Origin of the sequence: Gemmata algarum (genome assembly GCF_034097035.1) — a bacterium.
GTDB classification, from domain to species: Bacteria; Planctomycetota; Planctomycetia; order Gemmatales; family Gemmataceae; genus Gemmata; species Gemmata algarum.
Window position 1 is genome coordinate 43521 of the sequence record NZ_JAXBLV010000192.1, and the last position, 18416, is coordinate 61936.

At 66.0% G+C, this 18416-nt stretch carries 9 protein-coding genes; 3 read left to right on the forward strand and 6 right to left on the reverse strand.

Annotated features, from left to right (window positions below; all coding sequences use genetic code 11):
• Positions 1 to 330: 330 nt before the first annotated feature.
• Positions 331 to 3294: a DNA polymerase I gene (polA, locus tag R5W23_RS19915; protein WP_320687793.1), complete on the reverse strand. Its 2964-nt coding sequence runs from the start codon at positions 3292 to 3294 to the stop codon at positions 331 to 333.
• 398 nt (positions 3295 to 3692) lie between these two features.
• On the opposite strand from polA, the gene R5W23_RS19920 reads away from it, so the two are divergent.
• Both R5W23_RS19920 and trxA read left to right on the forward strand, forming a co-directional pair.
• The gene (locus R5W23_RS19920; protein ID WP_320687794.1) at positions 3693 to 5534 is read left to right on the forward strand and encodes a CotH kinase family protein; all 1842 of its coding nucleotides are present in this window, start codon (positions 3693 to 3695) and stop codon (positions 5532 to 5534) included.
• Positions 5535 to 5591: 57 nt separating this feature from the next.
• A complete protein-coding gene (trxA, locus tag R5W23_RS19925) occupies positions 5592 to 5897 on the forward strand; it encodes a thioredoxin (RefSeq protein WP_010043016.1) in 306 nt (101 codons plus the stop codon).
• 66 nt (positions 5898 to 5963) lie between these two features.
• Here trxA and R5W23_RS19930 read toward each other — a convergent pair whose 3' ends face one another.
• The 5 genes from R5W23_RS19930 to R5W23_RS19950 form a co-directional block, all read right to left on the reverse strand.
• Positions 5964 to 6866, reverse strand: coding sequence for a cysteine hydrolase family protein (locus tag R5W23_RS19930; RefSeq protein WP_320687795.1), 903 nt, complete (start codon positions 6864 to 6866; stop codon positions 5964 to 5966).
• A 124-nt stretch (positions 6867 to 6990) separates the two neighbouring features.
• Positions 6991 to 7716, reverse strand: coding sequence for an MOSC domain-containing protein (locus tag R5W23_RS19935; RefSeq protein WP_320687796.1), 726 nt, complete (start codon positions 7714 to 7716; stop codon positions 6991 to 6993).
• A gap of 109 nt (positions 7717 to 7825) precedes the next feature.
• Positions 7826 to 10297 carry a DEAD/DEAH box helicase gene (locus tag R5W23_RS19940; protein WP_320687797.1) on the reverse strand — a complete coding sequence of 824 codons (2472 nt, stop codon included), beginning with the start codon at positions 10295 to 10297 and terminating at the stop codon, positions 7826 to 7828.
• 758 nt (positions 10298 to 11055) lie between these two features.
• Positions 11056 to 12609, reverse strand: coding sequence for a metallophosphoesterase family protein (locus R5W23_RS19945; RefSeq protein WP_320687798.1), 1554 nt, complete (start codon positions 12607 to 12609; stop codon positions 11056 to 11058).
• A gap of 340 nt (positions 12610 to 12949) precedes the next feature.
• Positions 12950 to 16276, reverse strand: coding sequence for a hypothetical protein (locus R5W23_RS19950; protein WP_320687799.1), 3327 nt, complete (start codon positions 16274 to 16276; stop codon positions 12950 to 12952).
• Between the two features lie 428 nt (positions 16277 to 16704).
• On the opposite strand from R5W23_RS19950, the gene R5W23_RS19955 reads away from it, so the two are divergent.
• Positions 16705 to 18372: an amidohydrolase gene (locus R5W23_RS19955; protein WP_320687800.1), complete on the forward strand. Its 1668-nt coding sequence runs from the start codon at positions 16705 to 16707 to the stop codon at positions 18370 to 18372.
• The last annotated feature ends 44 nt before the right edge of the window (positions 18373 to 18416 follow it).

The following is an 18416-nucleotide window of genomic DNA, read 5'->3' on the forward strand; positions in this document are numbered from 1 at the left end:
CTGAATCCGCTCGGGTCTCAGGTGGTGTGGTTGGTCATCAAAGCCGTTCGCGCCGCGATTCCGGTCATTCAATACCTTTTGGGGGTCTTTGCTACCAGCGATCGCATTCGTTTGTCCGGCGGCCTGTGTTGCACTCGGCGATTTATCTCCTTTCCACAAGCTATGCGAACACGCGCAACAACCCGAGGCCATACTCACCGCCAAAAGCCCCACAGCCAGTAATGCCCCTTAACCGCGTGAACCGCTCGCATCGCGACACTTCACTATTGCCCCCGTCAACCTTCCGCCTTCCCCCCAGTCGGTCCCGAGCGGAGGTCTCACCAGCGTCGCTTACCCAAAAATGTCTTCGACTTCCAGCCAGTTCGGGCCGGCCGCCACGTCCACCTTCAGCGGTACGTCGAGCTTGATCGCGGAGGTCATTTCTTCACGGACGAGCAACGCCAGCGGCTTCACTTCCGCTGGTGGGGCTTCAAACACGAGTTCGTCGTGGACGGTCAGGAGCATTCTAGCCTGCAACTTTTGAGCCACCATCCGGGCGCGGACGCCCAGCATCGCCTTCTTGATCAGGTCCGCCGCCGAACCCTGAATCTCGTAGTTAATCGCCTCACGGGCCGCCATCGTGCGACCCTGGTAGGTGGAGTTCACGTCGCGCGCGTCGAGGTTGAACGCCCGCCACCGACCCAGGATGGTCTGCAACCGGCCCCGCTCGCGCCCGGTTGCGAGCAACCCCTGCTGGTACTCCAGCACCTTCGTGTAGCGGGTAAAGTAGGCCTCAATGAACTCCTCCGCCTCCTTGCGCGGGATACTGAGTCGGATCGCGAGGCCGGTGGCACTCATGCCGTACAGGACACCGAAGTTGACCGTCTTCGCGACCCCGCGCTGGACCTTAGTGACCTCGCCCTCCGACACCTTGAATATTTGGGCCGCGACCGCGGTGTGAACGTCGCGGTCTTCCGCGAACGCCGCCCGCAAGGTATCGTCACCGCAGAAGTGCGTCAGCAGTCGCAGCTCGATCTGCGAGTAGTCTGCGGTCACCAGGGTCCAACCGTCGCGGGGGATGAACGCCTTCCGGAGCTGTGCGCCCTGCTCGGTCCGCGTGGGAACGTTTTGCAGGTTCGGCTCGCTCGAACTCAGTCTACCCGTTTCGGCCGACGCCTGGTTGAAAGATGTATGAACGCGACCGTTTTTGTCCGCGAGTGCGGGCAAAACATCCACGTATGTACTCTTTAACTTCGACACCTTGCGGTACGCCAGCAGCTTTTTCGGCAGTTCGTGCCCGAGCGCGGCCAACCGCTCCAGCGACTCCTGGTCCGTCGAAGGCTCGTTCTTGATGCCGGTCCGCTTTTGGACCGGGAGCTTGAGTTCGTCGAACAGTATCTTCTGAAGCTCCTTCAGCGAGCCGATGTTGAACACGCGACCCGCGAGCGCGTGAACCTCGCCCTCATACCCTGCCAGTTCCTCGCCCATCTGGACGCCGAGTTGCACCAGGAACGGCACGTCCACCCGGATGCCGACGTGTTCCATCTCGGCCAGCACGCGGATGAGCGGCACTTCGAGCGTGTCGTACAACTCGCGGAGCCCGGCCGCCTCCAACCGCGGCTCGAACGCGGCGGCCAGTTGGAGCGCGGCGTCAGCATCTTCGCAAGCGTAATCTCTCACCCGCGTGACCGGCACATCGGCCATCGTGATCTGCTTCTTGCCGGTCCCGATCAGTTCCTTGATCGAGATGTTCGTGTGCTTCAACTCGTCCAGCGTGAGGTCGTCGAGCCCGTGCGCGCGAGCCCCCGGGTCCAGCAGGTAGTGCGCGACCATCGAGTCGCCCGCGACCCCGACCAGTTCGACACCGCTCGCGGCGAGCGCGATCAGGTCGAACTTGATGTTGTGGTTCCGCTTCTCAATCGCGGGGTTTTCGAACACGGGCTTGAGCGCGGCGAGCACGGCGTCGGGATTCAGGACCGGCTCGCCAACGGGCGCGCGAACGGGCAGGTAATACGCGGTGCCCTTCTGCCAAGCGAACGAATAGCCCACAATCGGGTCGTAGACGGGATCGAGGCCGGTGGTTTCCAGATCGAAGACGAACGCGGGTTGCTGAGCTAACTCGGCCAGAAACTGCTCGAACCGTTCCGGAGTGGTCACGGACTCGTACCCGGAGTAGCTCCAGCCGTCACTGATCGGCGCGGGGGCAGCAGTCGGCTCGCTCGCTCCGGCTTCAGCCGGCACGCTCCCGGGCGATTCTTCCATCAGAAGGTCGAACAGACTAGGCCCGGCCGGCTTCTGGCTTTTGCCCTTCGCCTTTTTCGCTGGCGCGGGCTTCGCGCCCGGTACGCCACGTCCGGCAGTGTCTGCGACCGGTGTAGGAGCGGTCAGACCGGCCGTCGCGAGGGCGTCGGCGTTCTTCTGGGCGCCGCTCCGGGTCAGCGTCTTGCGGACGCGCTCCGCGAACCCGCGGAACCCGAATTCGTGAAACAGTTCGAGGAGCCGCTGCCCGTCCCAGTCGCGGCGCCGCCACCCATCCCAGTCGAACGCAACCGGTACGTCCCGGTCGAGACGCACGAGACGTTTGCTTTTCGCCAGGGCACCGCTCGCCACGGCGTCTTTGAGCGCCTGTCGAGTTTTCGGCCCACCGGCCGCTTGGTCGGCGTTCGCGATCAGAGCGTCGAGCGTCCCGAACTGCTGAAGCCACTTGGCGGCGGTCTTCGGCCCGACCCCGACCACGCCCTTCACGCCGTCCACGGAATCGCCGACGAGCGCCTGAAAGTCCACCACCTGGTCTGGGCGCACACCCCAATCGGCAAGAACGCCGGCCGCGTCAAGGGCCTCATAGTCCTTGCGCAGGTTCAGCATCTTCACCTTGTCAGTAATGAGCTGCCGGCAATCCTTGTCCGACGTGCAGAGGAACACGTCGAGCCCGCGCGCGGCGGCTTGGGTCGAGACGGTCGCCATCACGTCGTCGGCTTCATAGCCCGGCGCGATGAGGAACGGGACCCGCATCGCTTCCATCACCTGCTGGATCATCGGCTCTTGGAGGAGCAGGTCGGGGGGAGGTGGGTCACGGTGCGCTTTGTAAGCGGCGTCGATCTCGACGCGGAACGTAGGCTTCTCGTGATCGAGGGTTGCGATGAGGTAATCGGCTCCGCGGTCGTACAGGTTCATCAGCGCCCGAGTCACACCGAACACGGCGTTGGTAGGGCGCCCGTCCGGCGCGCTCATCGGCCCCACGCCGTAAAACATCTGGAAAATGAGCCCGTGGGCGTCCAACAGATACATGCTGCCCGCGGAAACCGGGTCCGACATCGGATTGGAGCCTTGGGTATCGAATTTGCGCGGCCGTCTAACAGAGAGAGGGAAGCCGCACTTGCGATGCCAAAAGAGCTGAGCCGTAGTGAACGAGAGTGTATATGTAGTTTAGTACCTTCCCGGGCGACCGGTCAAGGTCGCTTCGCCATCCGTCCGCCTTCATGTGTCAGATCGCGTTTGCGCAGTCGGCAATTCCCAGCCGAGCGGCGCGCCGCTTGTCACCTTTCAAGCCAAGCCAGTGAAACGAGGCCAGCGCCCGCCTCGCAACCCGTGCGTTACGAGGCGGGCACTGGCCTGGTCCGAGCCTCGTCACGCGCGTATGAAGCTTGCGTGAAGTTTTCGGGTATAACGATGGAGCCTACCTCTCCACCGAAATACCCCGCTTGGACTCATTGATGCCAAGTCACTTTGCACTCGGCCGGGCCGGCTGGCTCTCACCCGTTGTGCTCGCCGCGGTGTTGCTGTCGCCGTTAAGACCACCTCTGGCAAAAGCCGCCGATCAAAACGTGTACGCCCCCGAAAAGCTGTGGCAGGTGCATGTCACCCTGTCGCCGGAGGAATACGCCGCCATCGAACCCCGCGGTAACCGCGGCTTCCCGGGGTTCGGCCCGGCGCCAAAGATACCCGATAAACCGACCGAACCGAGCCGGGAGGTCCATCGCAACACGTTCGGCACCGATCTGCCGTGGGGCACCGGATCGGTCACGATTGGGGACCAGACGTTCGACAAAGTGGGAATCCGGTACAAGGGCAACGGCACGGTCATGGACGCGTCCCGGACCATCAAGAAATCGTTCAAGATTGACCTCGACCGCGTCGGCGGCAGCGGTCGGTTCGGCGGCTCCAAGTCAATCAACCTCCACTGCGAGGTGACCGACACGACCAAGTGCCGGGAAGTTCTCGGCTACGCGATCTACCGTACCGCCGGGGTGCCGGCCCCGCGCACCGCCTTGGCCGAGGTGCGGCTCACCGTGCCGGGGAAACGCGACAAGGAACTGCTGGGGGTGTACACGCTGGTCGAGGAAGTGGACAAGCCGTTCCTGAAGGACCGGTTCGGAGACGACAAAGGGCTGCTCATGAAGCCCGAAGGGCTGCGAGAGTTCGACGACCGGGGCGACGACTGGAACCGGTACAAGAGCCAGTACGCCCCGAAGCGGGAGCCTACAAAAGACGAAGCCAAGCGGGTGATCGCTTTCGCGCGGTTGGTGCATAAAGGGGACGACGCGACGTTCAAGAAGGAGATCGGCACGTACCTCGACGTGGACAACTACCTGCGGTTCCTGGCGGCGACCGCGTTCGTGGCCAACGGGGATAGCCTCTTCTTTGGGCACAACTTCTGCCTCTACCTGAACCCAAAAACGAACAAGCTGTATCTGATCCCGTGGGACCTGGACCGGGCGTTCGCTAACTTCCCGATCTTGGGCTCGAACAGTCAGCAGATGAACCTGAGCCTGACGCACCCGTACCCCGGCACGCACCGGCTCACTGACCGACTGCTGGCGGTTCCCGAAATCAGCGACCATTATCAGAAGTTGCTCAAGGAGCTTGCTGCGACGGCCTTCTCAAAAGAGCGCCTCCTCAAGCAGTTGGCGGAAGCCGAAGCGGCGGTTCAGGAGCCGCTCGAGCGGGACCAGCAGGCTGCGGCGGCCCGCAAGGAAGTAGCCGGCGCGGTGACGATGTTCGGGAAGCCCCCGGGGCTCAAGAGTTTCATTGAGAAACGGGCCGCGTCGGTCGCCGCGCAGGTGGCGGGAACGTCGAAAGGGCACATCCCCGCCGGATTCGGGATGGGTGGCCCTCCGAAGTTCGGGGCGATGCTGGCGCCGCCGATGATGGAAGCCATGGACAAGAACGGGGACGAGTACGTGTCGCGGGACGAGTTGCTGGCGTCCATGAAACGGGTGTGGGACGCGTGCGAAAAGGGCAAAGACGATACGGTGGACCTGAAGGCGCTCACCGCGGGGTTGAACAAGTCGCTCCCCCCTCCGCCTGAGGGCGCGCCGCCCGGCGGTTTTAGTATGGGCAATTTTATGGCCGGTGCGATCATGGACCGGGCGGACGCGAACAAGGACAAGAAGCTTACGGTCGATGAGGTCCTCACGGCCACTAAAGCCGCGTTCGACGAGTTCGACAAGAAGAAGGCCGGAAAGCTGGACGAAGAGGGGTTTGCGGACATGCTCACTGCAGTGTTCCCGGCCCCGAAGTTCGGCCCGCCAGCACCGCCGAAAGATAAGAAGTAGACAAACACGGTCAGCCTGACTGCAAACGACAAGCGGACCCTGCGAGCGGAGAACCTTATGTTACTCGAGCAGTACAACTTCAAGCGCGAAGTCCTGGAAGCCCCGGGTCCGGTGCTGGTGGACTTCTGGGCCGCATGGTGCGGGCCGTGCCGGGCCATGAACCCGGTGCTGCACGACCTCGCACGCGACTTCACGGTGTGCAAGGTTAACACCGAAACGAACCCGTCCCTTGCTGCAAAGTTCGATGTGTCCGCGATCCCGCTCTTGCTCATCTTCCGCAACGGGCAGGTGGTCCGCCGGTACGAAGGGATCACGCCGGAAGCCACCCTCCGCGCCGACCTGACTGCCCTTGCGGCCTCGTAGGCCCAGCAAATTCAGAGTATGCCACTCGCACACACCTGCGGGTGACATACCCTCCAGTCCCTGCGGTTACTTCTTGGCACGCGGATCAGCCTGAAAGGTGAACGCCGGCTTGCCGGTAAGGTCGGTGCTCACGAAGCTCGGGCACCAGTACCGCTCGACGTGCTCGACGACCTTGTCTGTGCCCTCGAAGTGGCTGACGCCAGGCGGGTGACTCGGGTTGTACATCGTGTCCGTCATGTCGCGCATGAGCGCGACAGTTTTGCCCTGTCTCACCAGCGCGCGGATCGCAAACGGCCGGCCCAGGACGCACATGTTCAGGTGAACCCCGCACAGGATCACGTTCTCGATCCCGCGCTCGGTCAGCAGGTTCCATGTCTCCTGTCCGTTGTCGGTGATCGCGTCACCGTCCGCAAAGTCGATCGCGGCGGTTTGCCGGGTCCACGGGGCACGGATCTCGCACTTCACCTTGCAGTCGCACCCCATATCCGAGTCGTCCACGGGGAGCACCGCTTCGCGCGTTCCGTCGGGCCAGTTCCACGCGGTACCCCATCGCTCGGCCGTCGCCAGCGGGACCGGCGTCTTCGCGAAGGGAGCAGTTCGCGCCCGTTTGCGCTGCGGGGTGTCCTTGTAGAAGTCGGTGCAGGTGCTGGGCGCGTGGATCACGAACACGCCCTTCGCGCGAGCGGCCTTCAGCATCTCGTTCATCGGGCCGCCCAGTTCGCCGACTCGCAGTTCGGCCGATTTGCACCAGTGGTGGTCCCACATGTCACAGACAACGATCGCGGTCTTCTTCGGGTTCCAGTTGACCTTCTTCTCCGTCGCCGCGGTCGCGCCTTTTCCGGGGGCGGCGGGCCGCTCGCGCAGGTTCAGCGTGAGGCCATCGGCGGTCTGGTCTGTTGCGAAACAGAAGGTGGCGACGGCGAGTGTAATCACCGCGACAGGGTACGCCGCGAGGCAGAACCTGAGCATGAAATGACCTCGGCAGGAGGAACAGGCGGGTGCGGACATCCTACCCGCTCCGGATCGTTTCTGCGCCTAACAAAAGGCGGAGCGCCTCGCGTCGAATCCCCCTCGAAGAACAGGCTAATGGGTGTCAATCGCCGAGCGGTCCGTTGAGCCGCTTCGATTGGTCCGGCGAAGTGCCCTGCGTGACACGTCGGGTCAACGTTTCGCGCCAGCTCGCGGAAAGTTGAGGGAGAGAGCCGAGTTCGGCCGCCGCTTGCAGGTCCGCCTTGTTGTGGTGCATGACGGTGTTGGCCCGCTCGACCGTCCATTCAGGGTGCGGACGCTCGACAAGAGCGAGTTGCTCCCCGGGCGTCACAACGCCCTCCCTCAGCACGCGAAAGTACCACCCCGTTCGTCCCGTCTGCTGGACCTGTAACGTCAGCGTTTTCACGCGCCAACGGCGGGCCAGCTTCCAGCACGGCTGGCGGGGCTGGGACACCTGTAACGCGACACCGCCAACGGTCCAGACGTCGCCGACGCACACGCCTGCTTCGGTCAGCCCCTCGACGGTGAAGTTCTCCCCGAACGCTCCCGGCGGCAGATCCGGCCGATTCAGCGCCTCGCGCCAGTAGGGGTAGTGGTCGGCCGGGTAAACACACACGGCCTTATCGGGTCCGCCGTGGTGGACGAGGTCGGCCTGTCCGTCGCCGTCGATGTTAGTGACCCCGATCCGCACCGGCCCGGCGACTGGGTCCTTGTAAAAGCCGCTCGTCCACAAGCGGTCCAGCGGGTCCGTCGCGTCCGCATCGCCGTGCTGGCGCGGGCGGCCGACCTGCACCGAAGTAAGAACCGCTGGACGCAAAGTCGTGCCCATCTGTAGAAGACCTCTCCCGCGTCGCTGAGTCGGTGTGTCCGGTGGCCCCGATCCGCGCCGCGTGCTCGGTTCGCGAAAGCACTCAGCTTCATCGCGGAGCCCTTCATCACTACTCCGAAAGCCCCGCGCCGAAATCGGCCTCTTCTTCGGCGGTCATTGCGGTCGCGACCAGCTCGGGGGCCGTCACGGTAACCGTCTTGGCGTGCTCCTCGCCCGCGACCACGTCCGCCCCGTGAACCCGCTTGATCGCCTCCTCGGTCGAGGTCGGATCGACCACTCGGCAGATGTCAGTGATCTTGTCGGCGATCTCCGCCAGTTCCTTCTTCCACTCCTCGGGCGTCAGCCCGGGTGGCGTGAGCTGCTCGAACTCTTGCGTCAGCAGGATGAGCCGCAGCAGGTGGCGGAAAATGAGCCCCTCCTGCTTCGTGAGATCCTTCGTGGTAACGTAGGTGTTGAAGTTGCCGTAGTTCAACACGTCGGCGGCGGCCCACACCGGCGTCGTGGTGAAATCGCCCACCTCGGGGTATTTGGAATCGAACAGCATCCGCGCCTTGTCCGCCAACACCGGCGGTCGCTCGTCCCACGGCACCCACTCGTCTTCCTGCTCTTCTTCGCCCTCCGGCTTGGGCGGCTTGGCGACCATCAGCCCCTTCGCGATCAGTTCGGGGTCGATCTTCTCGGTTTGCAGCGGACCGGGCGACAGGTCCCACGGCACGCGAACGTGCTTCAGCAACGGCCGCGGGAGTTCAAGCACGCTTTCGAGCAGTTGGAGCCGCTCCTCGCGGTTCGCCGTCCCGAGCAGGTCGATGAGAAACGCCCCGTACAGCGGGTGGCACGCCCGGAACACGAGCAACTTGTCGAGTTCCGGCGTCGGCGTGGCGGTGAGCGGCTGGTAGAGCGGCTCGGCCGACGCACCGGCCGCGCCCTTACCCGGCGCGAGCGGCGAGTTGCTGCCGAGTTGCACCGCGAGCGCCTGCTCCAGCAGCGTGGGCTTGCGGGCCGGCGCCTCCTTCTCACCCTCTCCCTTCTCAGGCGGAGGGAGGGCGGCGGTTCCGCCCGCGGGCGGGGGCGGGTCGAGCACCACGAATCCGTTCGCGTGAAGCGTCGTGAGCATCCGCGTGAGCTGCTTCATCCCGGCGTCGATGCGCGGCTGATCGAGCAACCGTTTACGAATCACGCTGCGGATCTTCTCCACATCGGGCGAGACCTTGAGCAGGTACGCGAGCAGCCGCCACGGAAGCGGTCCCTTGCTGTAGAGCCGGCCGGCGGGGGCGGTCTTCAGGCGCTCGAAATCGCTCTCGGTCCAGTACTTCTTCTGCGAGTTGCGGGTCGGCTTTTTCTTCAGCAGCGCCTTCTTCGCCTTCAACAGTCCCGGGTCTTTGGTGGTCTCCGGGATCTGATCGTACTGTTGTTTCCACCGCAGGATGCGCACGTCGTCCTCGTCGGGGTACGCGTACACGAACCCTTCCGTGTCGAACTGCGGGCGCCCGGCGCGGCCGAAGATCTGGTGCGCGGTGCTCGGGTCGATCACCTTTTCTTTCCCGAAAGGCCCCTTCACCAGCGACGTGAGCACCACCGAGCGCGCCGGCAGGTTGATCCCCGCGGCCAGCGTTTCGGTACACAGCGCGACGCTCAGGAGCTTCTTCTCGAACAGCTCCTCGACCACCCGGCGGTACTTCGGGAGCAGCCCCGCGTGGTGAACGCCGACCCCGCGCCGCAACATCTGCTTCAGCTTCGGCCCGACCCCGTTCGGCCAGTCGAGCGTGTCGCACTCCTTGTTGAGCGCCGCCTTCTGGGCGGCGCTCATCAGGTCCAGGCCCTTGAGCTGCTCCGCCACGTTCCAGCACTCGTCCCGGTTGAACGCGAACACCAGCGCGGGCGTCTTGCGGGTCGCGTCGTCGCCCTTGGCGATGTCCACCAGCAGCTCGTTCAGGAACTGGTCCGGTACCCAGCGGTACGTGAGCGGGATCTTGCGCTCTTTCCCCTCGACGAGTTCGATCTGCCGCCCATGCGAGCGGTCGAGCCAGTTCACGAACTCCACCGCGTTCCCGACCGTCGCCGAAAGCAGCAGCAGCCGGATGTGCTTCGGGAGCATGTTCAGCGTCAGCTCCCACACGATCCCGCGCTCGGGGTCGGCGAAGCTGTGGAACTCGTCCATCACCACCGCGGAGGTGTTCTGGAAGTCGAACCCTTCCGGGTGCAGCAGCCGGTTCAGCAGGATCTCGGCGACGACGATCAGCACCTTGGCGTTGGGGTTCACCCGCCGGTTGCCGGTGACGAGCCCCACGTCCTCGGCCTTGAACCCCCACCGCACCGCGGCGGCCTGCATCTCGGTGAACTTCTGCTCGGTCAGCGCGATCAGCGGGGTGGTGTAGTACGCGACGGTGTTCGTGTGCAACGCCTCGTAGAGGGCCGCGTGGGCGATGAGGGTTTTGCCGGTCCCCGTGGGCGCACACACCAGCACCCCCTGTTCGGAGGTGAACCACGCGAGCAGCGCCTCTTCCTGCACCGGGTACGGCGGGTACGGGAGCTGGTCGAGGTACTTGGTGGCCAGATCGGAGCGGTCAACGCCGGGGGGCATGTAGAACCCTCAAAGGTGCAGGGATCACTTTAACAGACCCGGCCGCAGAGTCGAACCCTCCGGCCGGCGAAGCGCCGTTCTCGACTGCCAAGCGGAAACGGCCCGTTCCACCGGTTGAGCGGCCCTGCCAGCACCATCGCACATCCAGCACTTCCGTCTCCATTCTCCCTCATTTGGGACTTCTGGAAGCTCCCACTGTTCCCGGTTGGGCCGCCCGCATCGAACCCCGTGCGAAGGAGTCAAATTGCACCGCCAACAGCTTCCGTCGCAAACCCTATCCCGCTCGAATGTTACGACGATCAACCGGCACAGTATTCGGAAGCCAGTTCGGTTCAATTGTGAGCATTGCCCCGATTTTGCGGCCGGAATTCGGTGGTAGCGACACGGCAGCGAGCGGGTAGCGGATCGGCAGCTCAACGCCCGCGAACGTCCAGCACGCACACCATCGGACACTCAAGTGGACCGAACTGTACCCCCCGTTACACCACGAGTGGGTCCAGCTCGCTCCCAAGGGTTGGCGCCGGCGGTTCGAGCACAGGCCGTCGAACCGCATTACAACCCAAGTAGGCACAACCGTTACCCTTGATCCGCCCGATCGGGTGCTCACCCGGTCGGCTTTCGCGCACCCGTTCCGTAGTTCCAAGTTCCAAGTTCCAAGTCGGGAACCCGCGCAGCACAAGCTCCGGGCCATTCGTGTGCGTTTAGCATCACGTAGAACTTGGAACCTGAAACGACTGCACTCGGAACACCGGGAGCCACTACGCCGCAGCGCGGCGGATCACCCGGCGGATGGCAAGCAGCCCGACCACCGCCGCGACCACACCGACCGCCACCCACGCGCCGACCCCGAACCCGCCCGGCGCGTCCGCTTGCGCCTCGGGCGCTGGGGGCGCCTTGGTCAGGTCGAACGTGTCGTACAGCGTGCCGTTGGCGGTGCGGGCCTCGTAGTGGAGCGTGTCGCCGTCGATCGTGATGAGCTGGTAGAGCTGCGTGTCCGCGGCGCTCGACTGCATCCAGTCTTCCTTTTCGAGGTGGTACATCTTCGGCCCGCTCACCGACACCACGTACACGCTCCCCTTCTCGTCCCGCAGCCGCGCCCCGGTGAGCAGGTTGTCCTCCCGCATCACCCCGCTGCGCCCGTAGGTGTGGTCGTGCCCCTGGAGGATCAGGTCGGGGGTGTACTTGTCGAGCAGCGGGCGCCACAGCTCGCGCAGCTTCTTGTTGTCGCGCCCCTTCGCGGTCGAGTAGATCGGGTGGTGGAAGGTGACCACGGTCCACTTGTTCGGGTTGTTCGCCAGCACCTGTTCGAGCCACGGCACCTGGTCCTCTTGCCGCTCGTTCGAGTTCAGGCTGATGACCCGAACACCCTGAATGTCGAAGAAGTAGACGCTCTCTTCCAGTCCGGGAAGCCCGTTCTCCGGGAGCGTGAATTGCGGTCGCCAGTTCACGCTCAGCCGGCCCTTGCGGGCCTCCTTCTTCGGCTCGTTTCCGTCCGCTTTGGCGTCCACCTTCGCGGGCGTTCCGGGGGGCGCGCCGTACTCGTGGTTGCCCGGCGTCGCGACGACCGGCACCATCCCGTTGATCCACCCGGCGGCCTGGTGCCACTCGCCCCACTCGCCGTCCGCGTTCGCCCGGTTGATGAGGTCGCCGGCGTGCAGGATGAAGTGTGCCTTGGGCATGTCGGAGTAGGCCCCGCGGACCACCCGCGACCAGTGCGATTTCACCTCGTTCTGCGCGTCGCCGAAGTAGATGAACCGGAGCGGCTCGGGCCGGTCGCTGGCAGTCTGGAACTCGAACCACTCGCTCCAGGTGCTGCCGTCGCCGACGCGGTACACGTACCGGGTCTTCGGCTTCAGTTGCGTGAAGGTGACGCTGTGGTAGTTGGCCTCGAAGAGGTCCGAGCGGAGGAACTCGGTTTTCGCCGCAACGGTGGTCACCTTCTCGGCGACCGGACGGGTCTTGGCGGTGAGCGGGTCGTGCCCCGGACCGCCCTCCGACAGCGCGATCTGCCCGACGGCCTTGGTCACGGTGGTGGCGGTGCGCCAGGTGACCGCCTGGGAGGTCGCCGGGTCGCCGTTCCAGGTCAGAATGACGCGGTCGGGGACGTGCGTCGGCTTGTAGACGGTCAGCCACGTCTGTTTCTGCGCCTCCGCCGCCGCCGCGGCGGCCTTCCGGTCCTTCTCGGCCCGGGCCTTTTCTTCCGGCGTGAGCGGCGCCTTCTTGGGCGTCTCGTCCTGCGCCGCGAGCGGCGCGCTGCACGCGACCACTCCGACCATGAAACACAACGAAGCGACGCGGCAGCGAACGTACATGAAGGGTCCTCAGTGTCAGGAGCGGCCAGCAACAGGATGCCGTACCGGACGCGGCGAGCGGCATGAAGTTTCGGCGAAACTCGCGACAGCAACGGTGTGCCCGCCGCTCACCCGACCGGTATCGTGCAGCCGCCCCTTATGGGAGTGACAAAAAAAGACACCGACTCGGGCGGACCGGAATTCCGGCCCGCCCGAGTCGGTGCGCGCAACTTCTGCCTGGGATTACCGAGAACCGTGCCGGGGGCGGCGCGAACAACGGTGCGAATTGCTGGCACCCCCGGATGGAGCGGGCTCGCGGATTCGGGCGAGGGGCAACTGCAACCCGGTGCCCCCGACCGAACTACGGGCGCGAAGCGACCGACAGCGTGAACGAGTGGAACGTTTCCTGCCCGGATTTGTCGGAAACCGTCAGGATCACCGACACGGATGCCTCGTTGAAGTTCTTCGGAACGTCCCAGGTGACGGTGCCGTCGGCCGCAACTTTCATCCCTTCCGGACCCGCGTCCAGTTTGATCTTCACCCCGCCCTTACGCGATTTCACCTCGGGCTTGTAACTGAACTTCGCACCGCGCGTCGCGCCCGGCGGCCGGCTCGTCACGAACAGGTAGTCGATACCCGCTTTGGCGAGCAGGCCTTCGACATCGAACGCGTGAATCGTGATCTTGTCGCCGGTCGCGTGCAGGACCGCCAGCGCCTTGGCGTCGGGCACCAGGAACACGCGGTCGGCCATTTGCAGGCCCCGCGCCATCGTCTGGTTGTTGTCCCGGGGTACATCCAACCCGTCCAGCCTGCTCAGATCCGCGAGCGCCTTGTCTTCGCCCACCATCTTCAGCGACACTTTCGGAGCGGCCCGACGAGCCCCGGGGAGGTCCTCCGCGGCGACCGACAGGTACATTCGGCCGTGCGCCGCCGGCACCGGTGCGTGGTGCCAGTACTGGTACCGGCCCGTGTCGCCGATGGGCTTCAGCTCCGGGGTGTACAGGCCCCCGGCGGTGAACAGCGTGCCGTCCGGCCCCGGCAGAATGGCGCCGACGGTGGTGTGTTCGTAGTGCGCCTTCGCGCTCGACTCGCCGAGCACCATGCTCGACAGCCCCGACGGGCTCAGCCCCTGGGTCCACCACGCAAACACGCGCCCGTCGGCCGAGACGCGGACCGCCGGCGGGTGCTGCGGGTGCCCGCTCATCGCGCCCATCCCGCGGCCGTTCGCCTCGGCTGGGAGGTTCAGCGCCTTGAACGTTTTCGGGTCCAGCATCCGGTTCGGCCCAACCACGAACAGCGGGCCGTCAGTTGCGTGCCCCATCAGGAGTTGCCGCGGCGTGCCGCTCAGCGGGTTAGCAACGGTCGCCTCCTTCTCGAACGTCGTCAGGCTCCACCGCTGGATCACGTTGGCCGTCGGGGCGAGCACGAGCAGGTGTTCGTTTCCGGCCGCGATCAGGGCGCCGTCCTCCGGGATCGGGACGTATTTGACGATCTTGCCCTCGCACACATCCAGCACGGCGACCTTCTTCTCTTTCGGGATCCGGAGCAGCACGAACCGGCCGCCGCCGCCGAAGCAGGTCGCGTCCACGGTCCCGGGCAGTTTCAGTTCGGCCTTATCCGCTGCTTTTGTCGGGGTGATGGGCGCGGGCTTCGCGGCGGGCCGCACCAGCCCCGGACGGGCGCCGGCCGGGGGTGCCGGTAGCGGGCTCAGGTTCGGCGCCATCGTCACCACCGCCGGCCCCCCCATCACCGGCGCTGGCGCCGGTGTGGCCGCCGCCTGCCCGGGTGTGGCCGCCGCCGGGGCGAGCGTGAACGTGTGGAAGATCTCCTGCCCCGACCGGTCCGTCACCGTGAGAATCACGCTCTCACTTCCTGAGAAGTCGCTCGGCACGGGCCAAGTGATGACGCCGCTCGCGTCCACCGCCATGCCACCCGGGCCGGCGTCCAGTTTGACCTTCACCCCGCCCTTCTTCGACCGCACCTCCGGCGCGTACCGGAACACTCGCCCCGGCACCGTGCCGGGGGCGCGGCTCGTCACGAACAGGTAATCGACCCCGGCCTTATCGAGTGTCGCCTCCAGATCGAACTTGTGGAGGACCAGTTTGTCGCCGGACGGGGCCAGCACCGCGATGAGCTGGCCGGCGGTAGTGAACAGCACCTTCTTGTCGGCGAGGAAGTCGGTCCCGGCCCACGCCTCGTTGCCGGCCGGCAGTTCGACACCCGGCAGCTTCACCAGCGCGCGGGCGTCGCCGGTCGCGTACACGATGGTCGGCTTGACCGAGTCGCTCGTCCCGGTGTTCAGCAGTGCCCCGTCCCCGCCGGGGATGGTCAGATAGAACCCGCCCTCTTGGGCCGGCGTGCGGAAGAAGTACCCGTCCGGGCCGGCGAGCTTCTTGCCGGTCGGGCCGTACACGCCCGCCGCGGTGACCGTGGTGCCGTCGGCCGCGGGGAGCACGAACCCGACCGAGGTGTGCTCGCCAAACGGCTTAACCGACGTGTCCCCGAACGTGGCGACGTTCAGCCCGGACGGCGAGACCTCCGTGCTCCAGGACCCGATGACGTGGCCGTCCGGGCTGATCCGGGAGTGGCGCCGGCCGTACAGCCCGTAGCCCCCAGGTGTCCCGGGCACCTCCATCACCTTGAACGTTTGCAGATCGACCGGCGTGCGGCCGAGGAACAGCGGCCCGGCCGACGCAGAGCCCAGCAGCAGCGCGTCAAACTTCTCGACCGGCGACTGGACCGTCACCTCCTTCTCGAGCGTGGTGAGGTCGAACCGGGTGAGCGCGCCGGTGTCCGGGTACCCCACCACCAGCTTGTTCATCCCGGCGGCCATCACCATCTTCCCGCCCGCGACCGGCAGGAACTTGGCCACCTTCGCCTGGTTCACGTCGAACACCGCGACCTGCTTCGAGTCGCCGATCATCAGGCACCAGAAGCGACCGCCGCCGCCGACGCACGCGTCGGTGACGGTGCCCGGGAGCTTCAGTTCCATCTTCTCTTCGGCCAGCGGCGCGGGCTTGAGCGGCACCGGCGCGGCCGGCGGGAACGTGAGCTTCGCCTTCTCCGGCGGCTTTGGAGTCGCGGGCTCGACGGGCGGGCGCGAGGGCAGGACCGGCGGAACGAACGGCTGCCGCGGCGGCGGGTCGATCGGTTGCGGCCACGGGTTCACCGCCGGCGCGGGCGGCTCGGGCACGGCGGGGGTGAACGGCGGCGGGTTCGCGCCACGCTGCGCGCGTTCGGCCCGCTCGCGCGCCTCGGCCTGAGCCACCTCCTCGGCCTTCTGTGCGGACACGTGCCAGGAGTACAGGATCACGCCGACCACAGTGGCGACCAGCACGAACCCACCCACCGCGAGCCCGCCGAGGATCAGCAGCGGGCTGACGCCCTGCGGCTTCTTGCGCGGGCGCGGGTCGCGTCCCCGCTCGTCACGGGGCCTCCTGGCGACCGGGCGCCCCTTGATAACGCCATCGGGCTTTGCGCGGGGCTTCTCGGTGCGGTCCTTCGCCGTCCGCTGGTCCAGCTTTGGGACCGGCGCGTCGTCGGACTCGTCAGGAATCGGCTCGAGGGCGTTTGCGGCCGGGGGCGGAACCGTTGCGTCGGCCGGGGCGGCGTCTTCGGGGGCGGGACGCGCCGGGGGCGGAGCGGGTTCCCGAACCGGTACGGCCGCCGTTGACGGCGCAGCAAACACCTCGCCGCACTTCCTGCAACGGATACGCTGGCCGGGCAGCACACCGGAGGCGCGAAGCGAACTCTGACACGCCGGACAGGTCAGTACGACGGGCGACATGGCGCGCGACCCCGTGGGTGACGAACGGCCGGCGCTCCCGTCCGGAGGCGGGTCGGCGGCTTGCAGGTTGAAGCCCTAATAAGATACACGCGCGCGAGTGCGGCAACAACGCTCGCGCCACGATCCCAGTACCGCGTGGCTCACACCGGCCCCGCCCGCCGAGCCGCAGGTATCAAGAGGTAACTGGCGGGAGAAGCTCGTGTTCAAACGCTGTCGGGCGGAAGCTCGGTTCCACCACGTGCGACGGATTTCCGCTTGCCTGCGCCCGCGATCCTCTCAAAACTCTCTTCCAACTTTCTCGGCGCCCACTCTTGCCCCGGCGGTGAACCATGCCTCCTCTGCTCTGTGTCGCGTTACTTGTTCCGGCCGCAGAACCGGTAGTTGCGGCCGACCTGATCGTTCACAACGGTCAAGTCTGGACCGGTGACCCGAAGCGCCCCGAAGCACAAGCTGTCGCGGTGTGGCGCGACCGCATCATCAAGGTCGGCGCCGATGCGGACGTGAAGGCCCTTGCCGGCCCGGCCACCAAGCTGATCGACCTGAAGGGCGGGCGGCTGGTTCCCGGGTTCTACGACAGCCACGTTCACTTTCTGAGCGGCGGGCAGTCGCTCGCGCAAATCGATTTGAAGGACGCCCAAGACGAGACCGAGTTCGGCAAGCGCCTGACGGCGTTTGACAAGAACACCCCGCGCGACCGCTGGATCGTCGGCGGGCTGTGGGACCACGACCGAACGTTCAAGGGCGAGTTACCTACCGCGGCGCTGCTCGACAAGTACGTGAAAGACCGCCCGGTGTTCATTCAGCGGTACGACGGGCACATGGGCGTTGCGAACTCGGCGGCCCTGAAGCGCGCCGGTATTACGGCCGCCACCAAGGACCCGTCCGGCGGGGTGATCTACCGGTTGGCGGACGGCAAAACCCCTTCCGGGGTGCTCAAGGATAACGCGATGGGACTGGTGGACCGGTTGATTCCGGACCCCGGCGATGAGGAGATTCTCGAAGCGGTTCTCGCGGCCCAAAAAGCAGCCGCGGCGGTTGGCGTCACGAGCGTGCAGGACCTCGATGGTAGCAGCGCCGAAACCCGGCGCAAGCTGTTCCGGATCTATCAGAAGCTCGCGCGCGAGGGGAAGCTGACCTGCCGGATCGACCTGCGGTGGCCGATCTCGGCCTACAAGGAACTCGCCAACGCGGGGCTCACCGCCGACTTCGGGAGCGACTTCGTTCGCGTCGGCGGGGTGAAGGGCTTCATGGACGGCTCGCTCGGCAGCAGCACCGCCAAGATGTTCGCACCGTACGAAGGCGGCGCGAGCAACACCGGCGTGTACGTCACCGAGCCGGACACGATGCGCAGCTACATCCGCGGGGCCGACGCCGCGGGGCTCAACGTGTGCGTCCACGCGATCGGCGACCGGGCCAACGCGGTGCTGCTCGACCTCTTCGCGGACGTGGCGAGGCAGAACGGCGCCAAGGACCGGCGGTTCCGGATCGAGCACGCGCAACACCTGCGCCCCGAGGACTACAAGCGGTTCAAGGACCTGCGGGTGATCGCCTCCATGCAGCCGTACCACGTGATCGACGACGGGCGCTGGGCCGAAGGGCGGATCGGCCCGAAGCGGTGCGCGAGTTCTTACGCCTACCGCTCGCTGCTCGACGCGGGAGCGACGCTCGCGTTCGGGTCCGACTGGCCCGTCGCGCCGCTGAACCCGCTCGTGGGCGTTGACGCGGCGGTAAACCGGCGCCCGCTCGATGGCAAGCACACGAACGGGTGGTTCCCCGAGCAGCGCATCACCGTCCCCGAGGCAATGGAAGCGTACACGCTCGGCAGCGCGTTTGCGGGCTTCCAAGAGCCCGACCGCGGTAGCATCACCGTCGGCAAGCTCGCCGACTTCGTGCTGCTCTCGCGCGACATCTTCAGCGCCGCCGAGCGGGACCGAATCGGCACCGCGCACGTGCTGCTGACCGTGGTGGGTGGGAAAGTGGTGTTTGAGCGGAAGTGAACCGCGAGCCTGAGTTCACGCGAGGGGTGCTGGAGCGCGGGCAC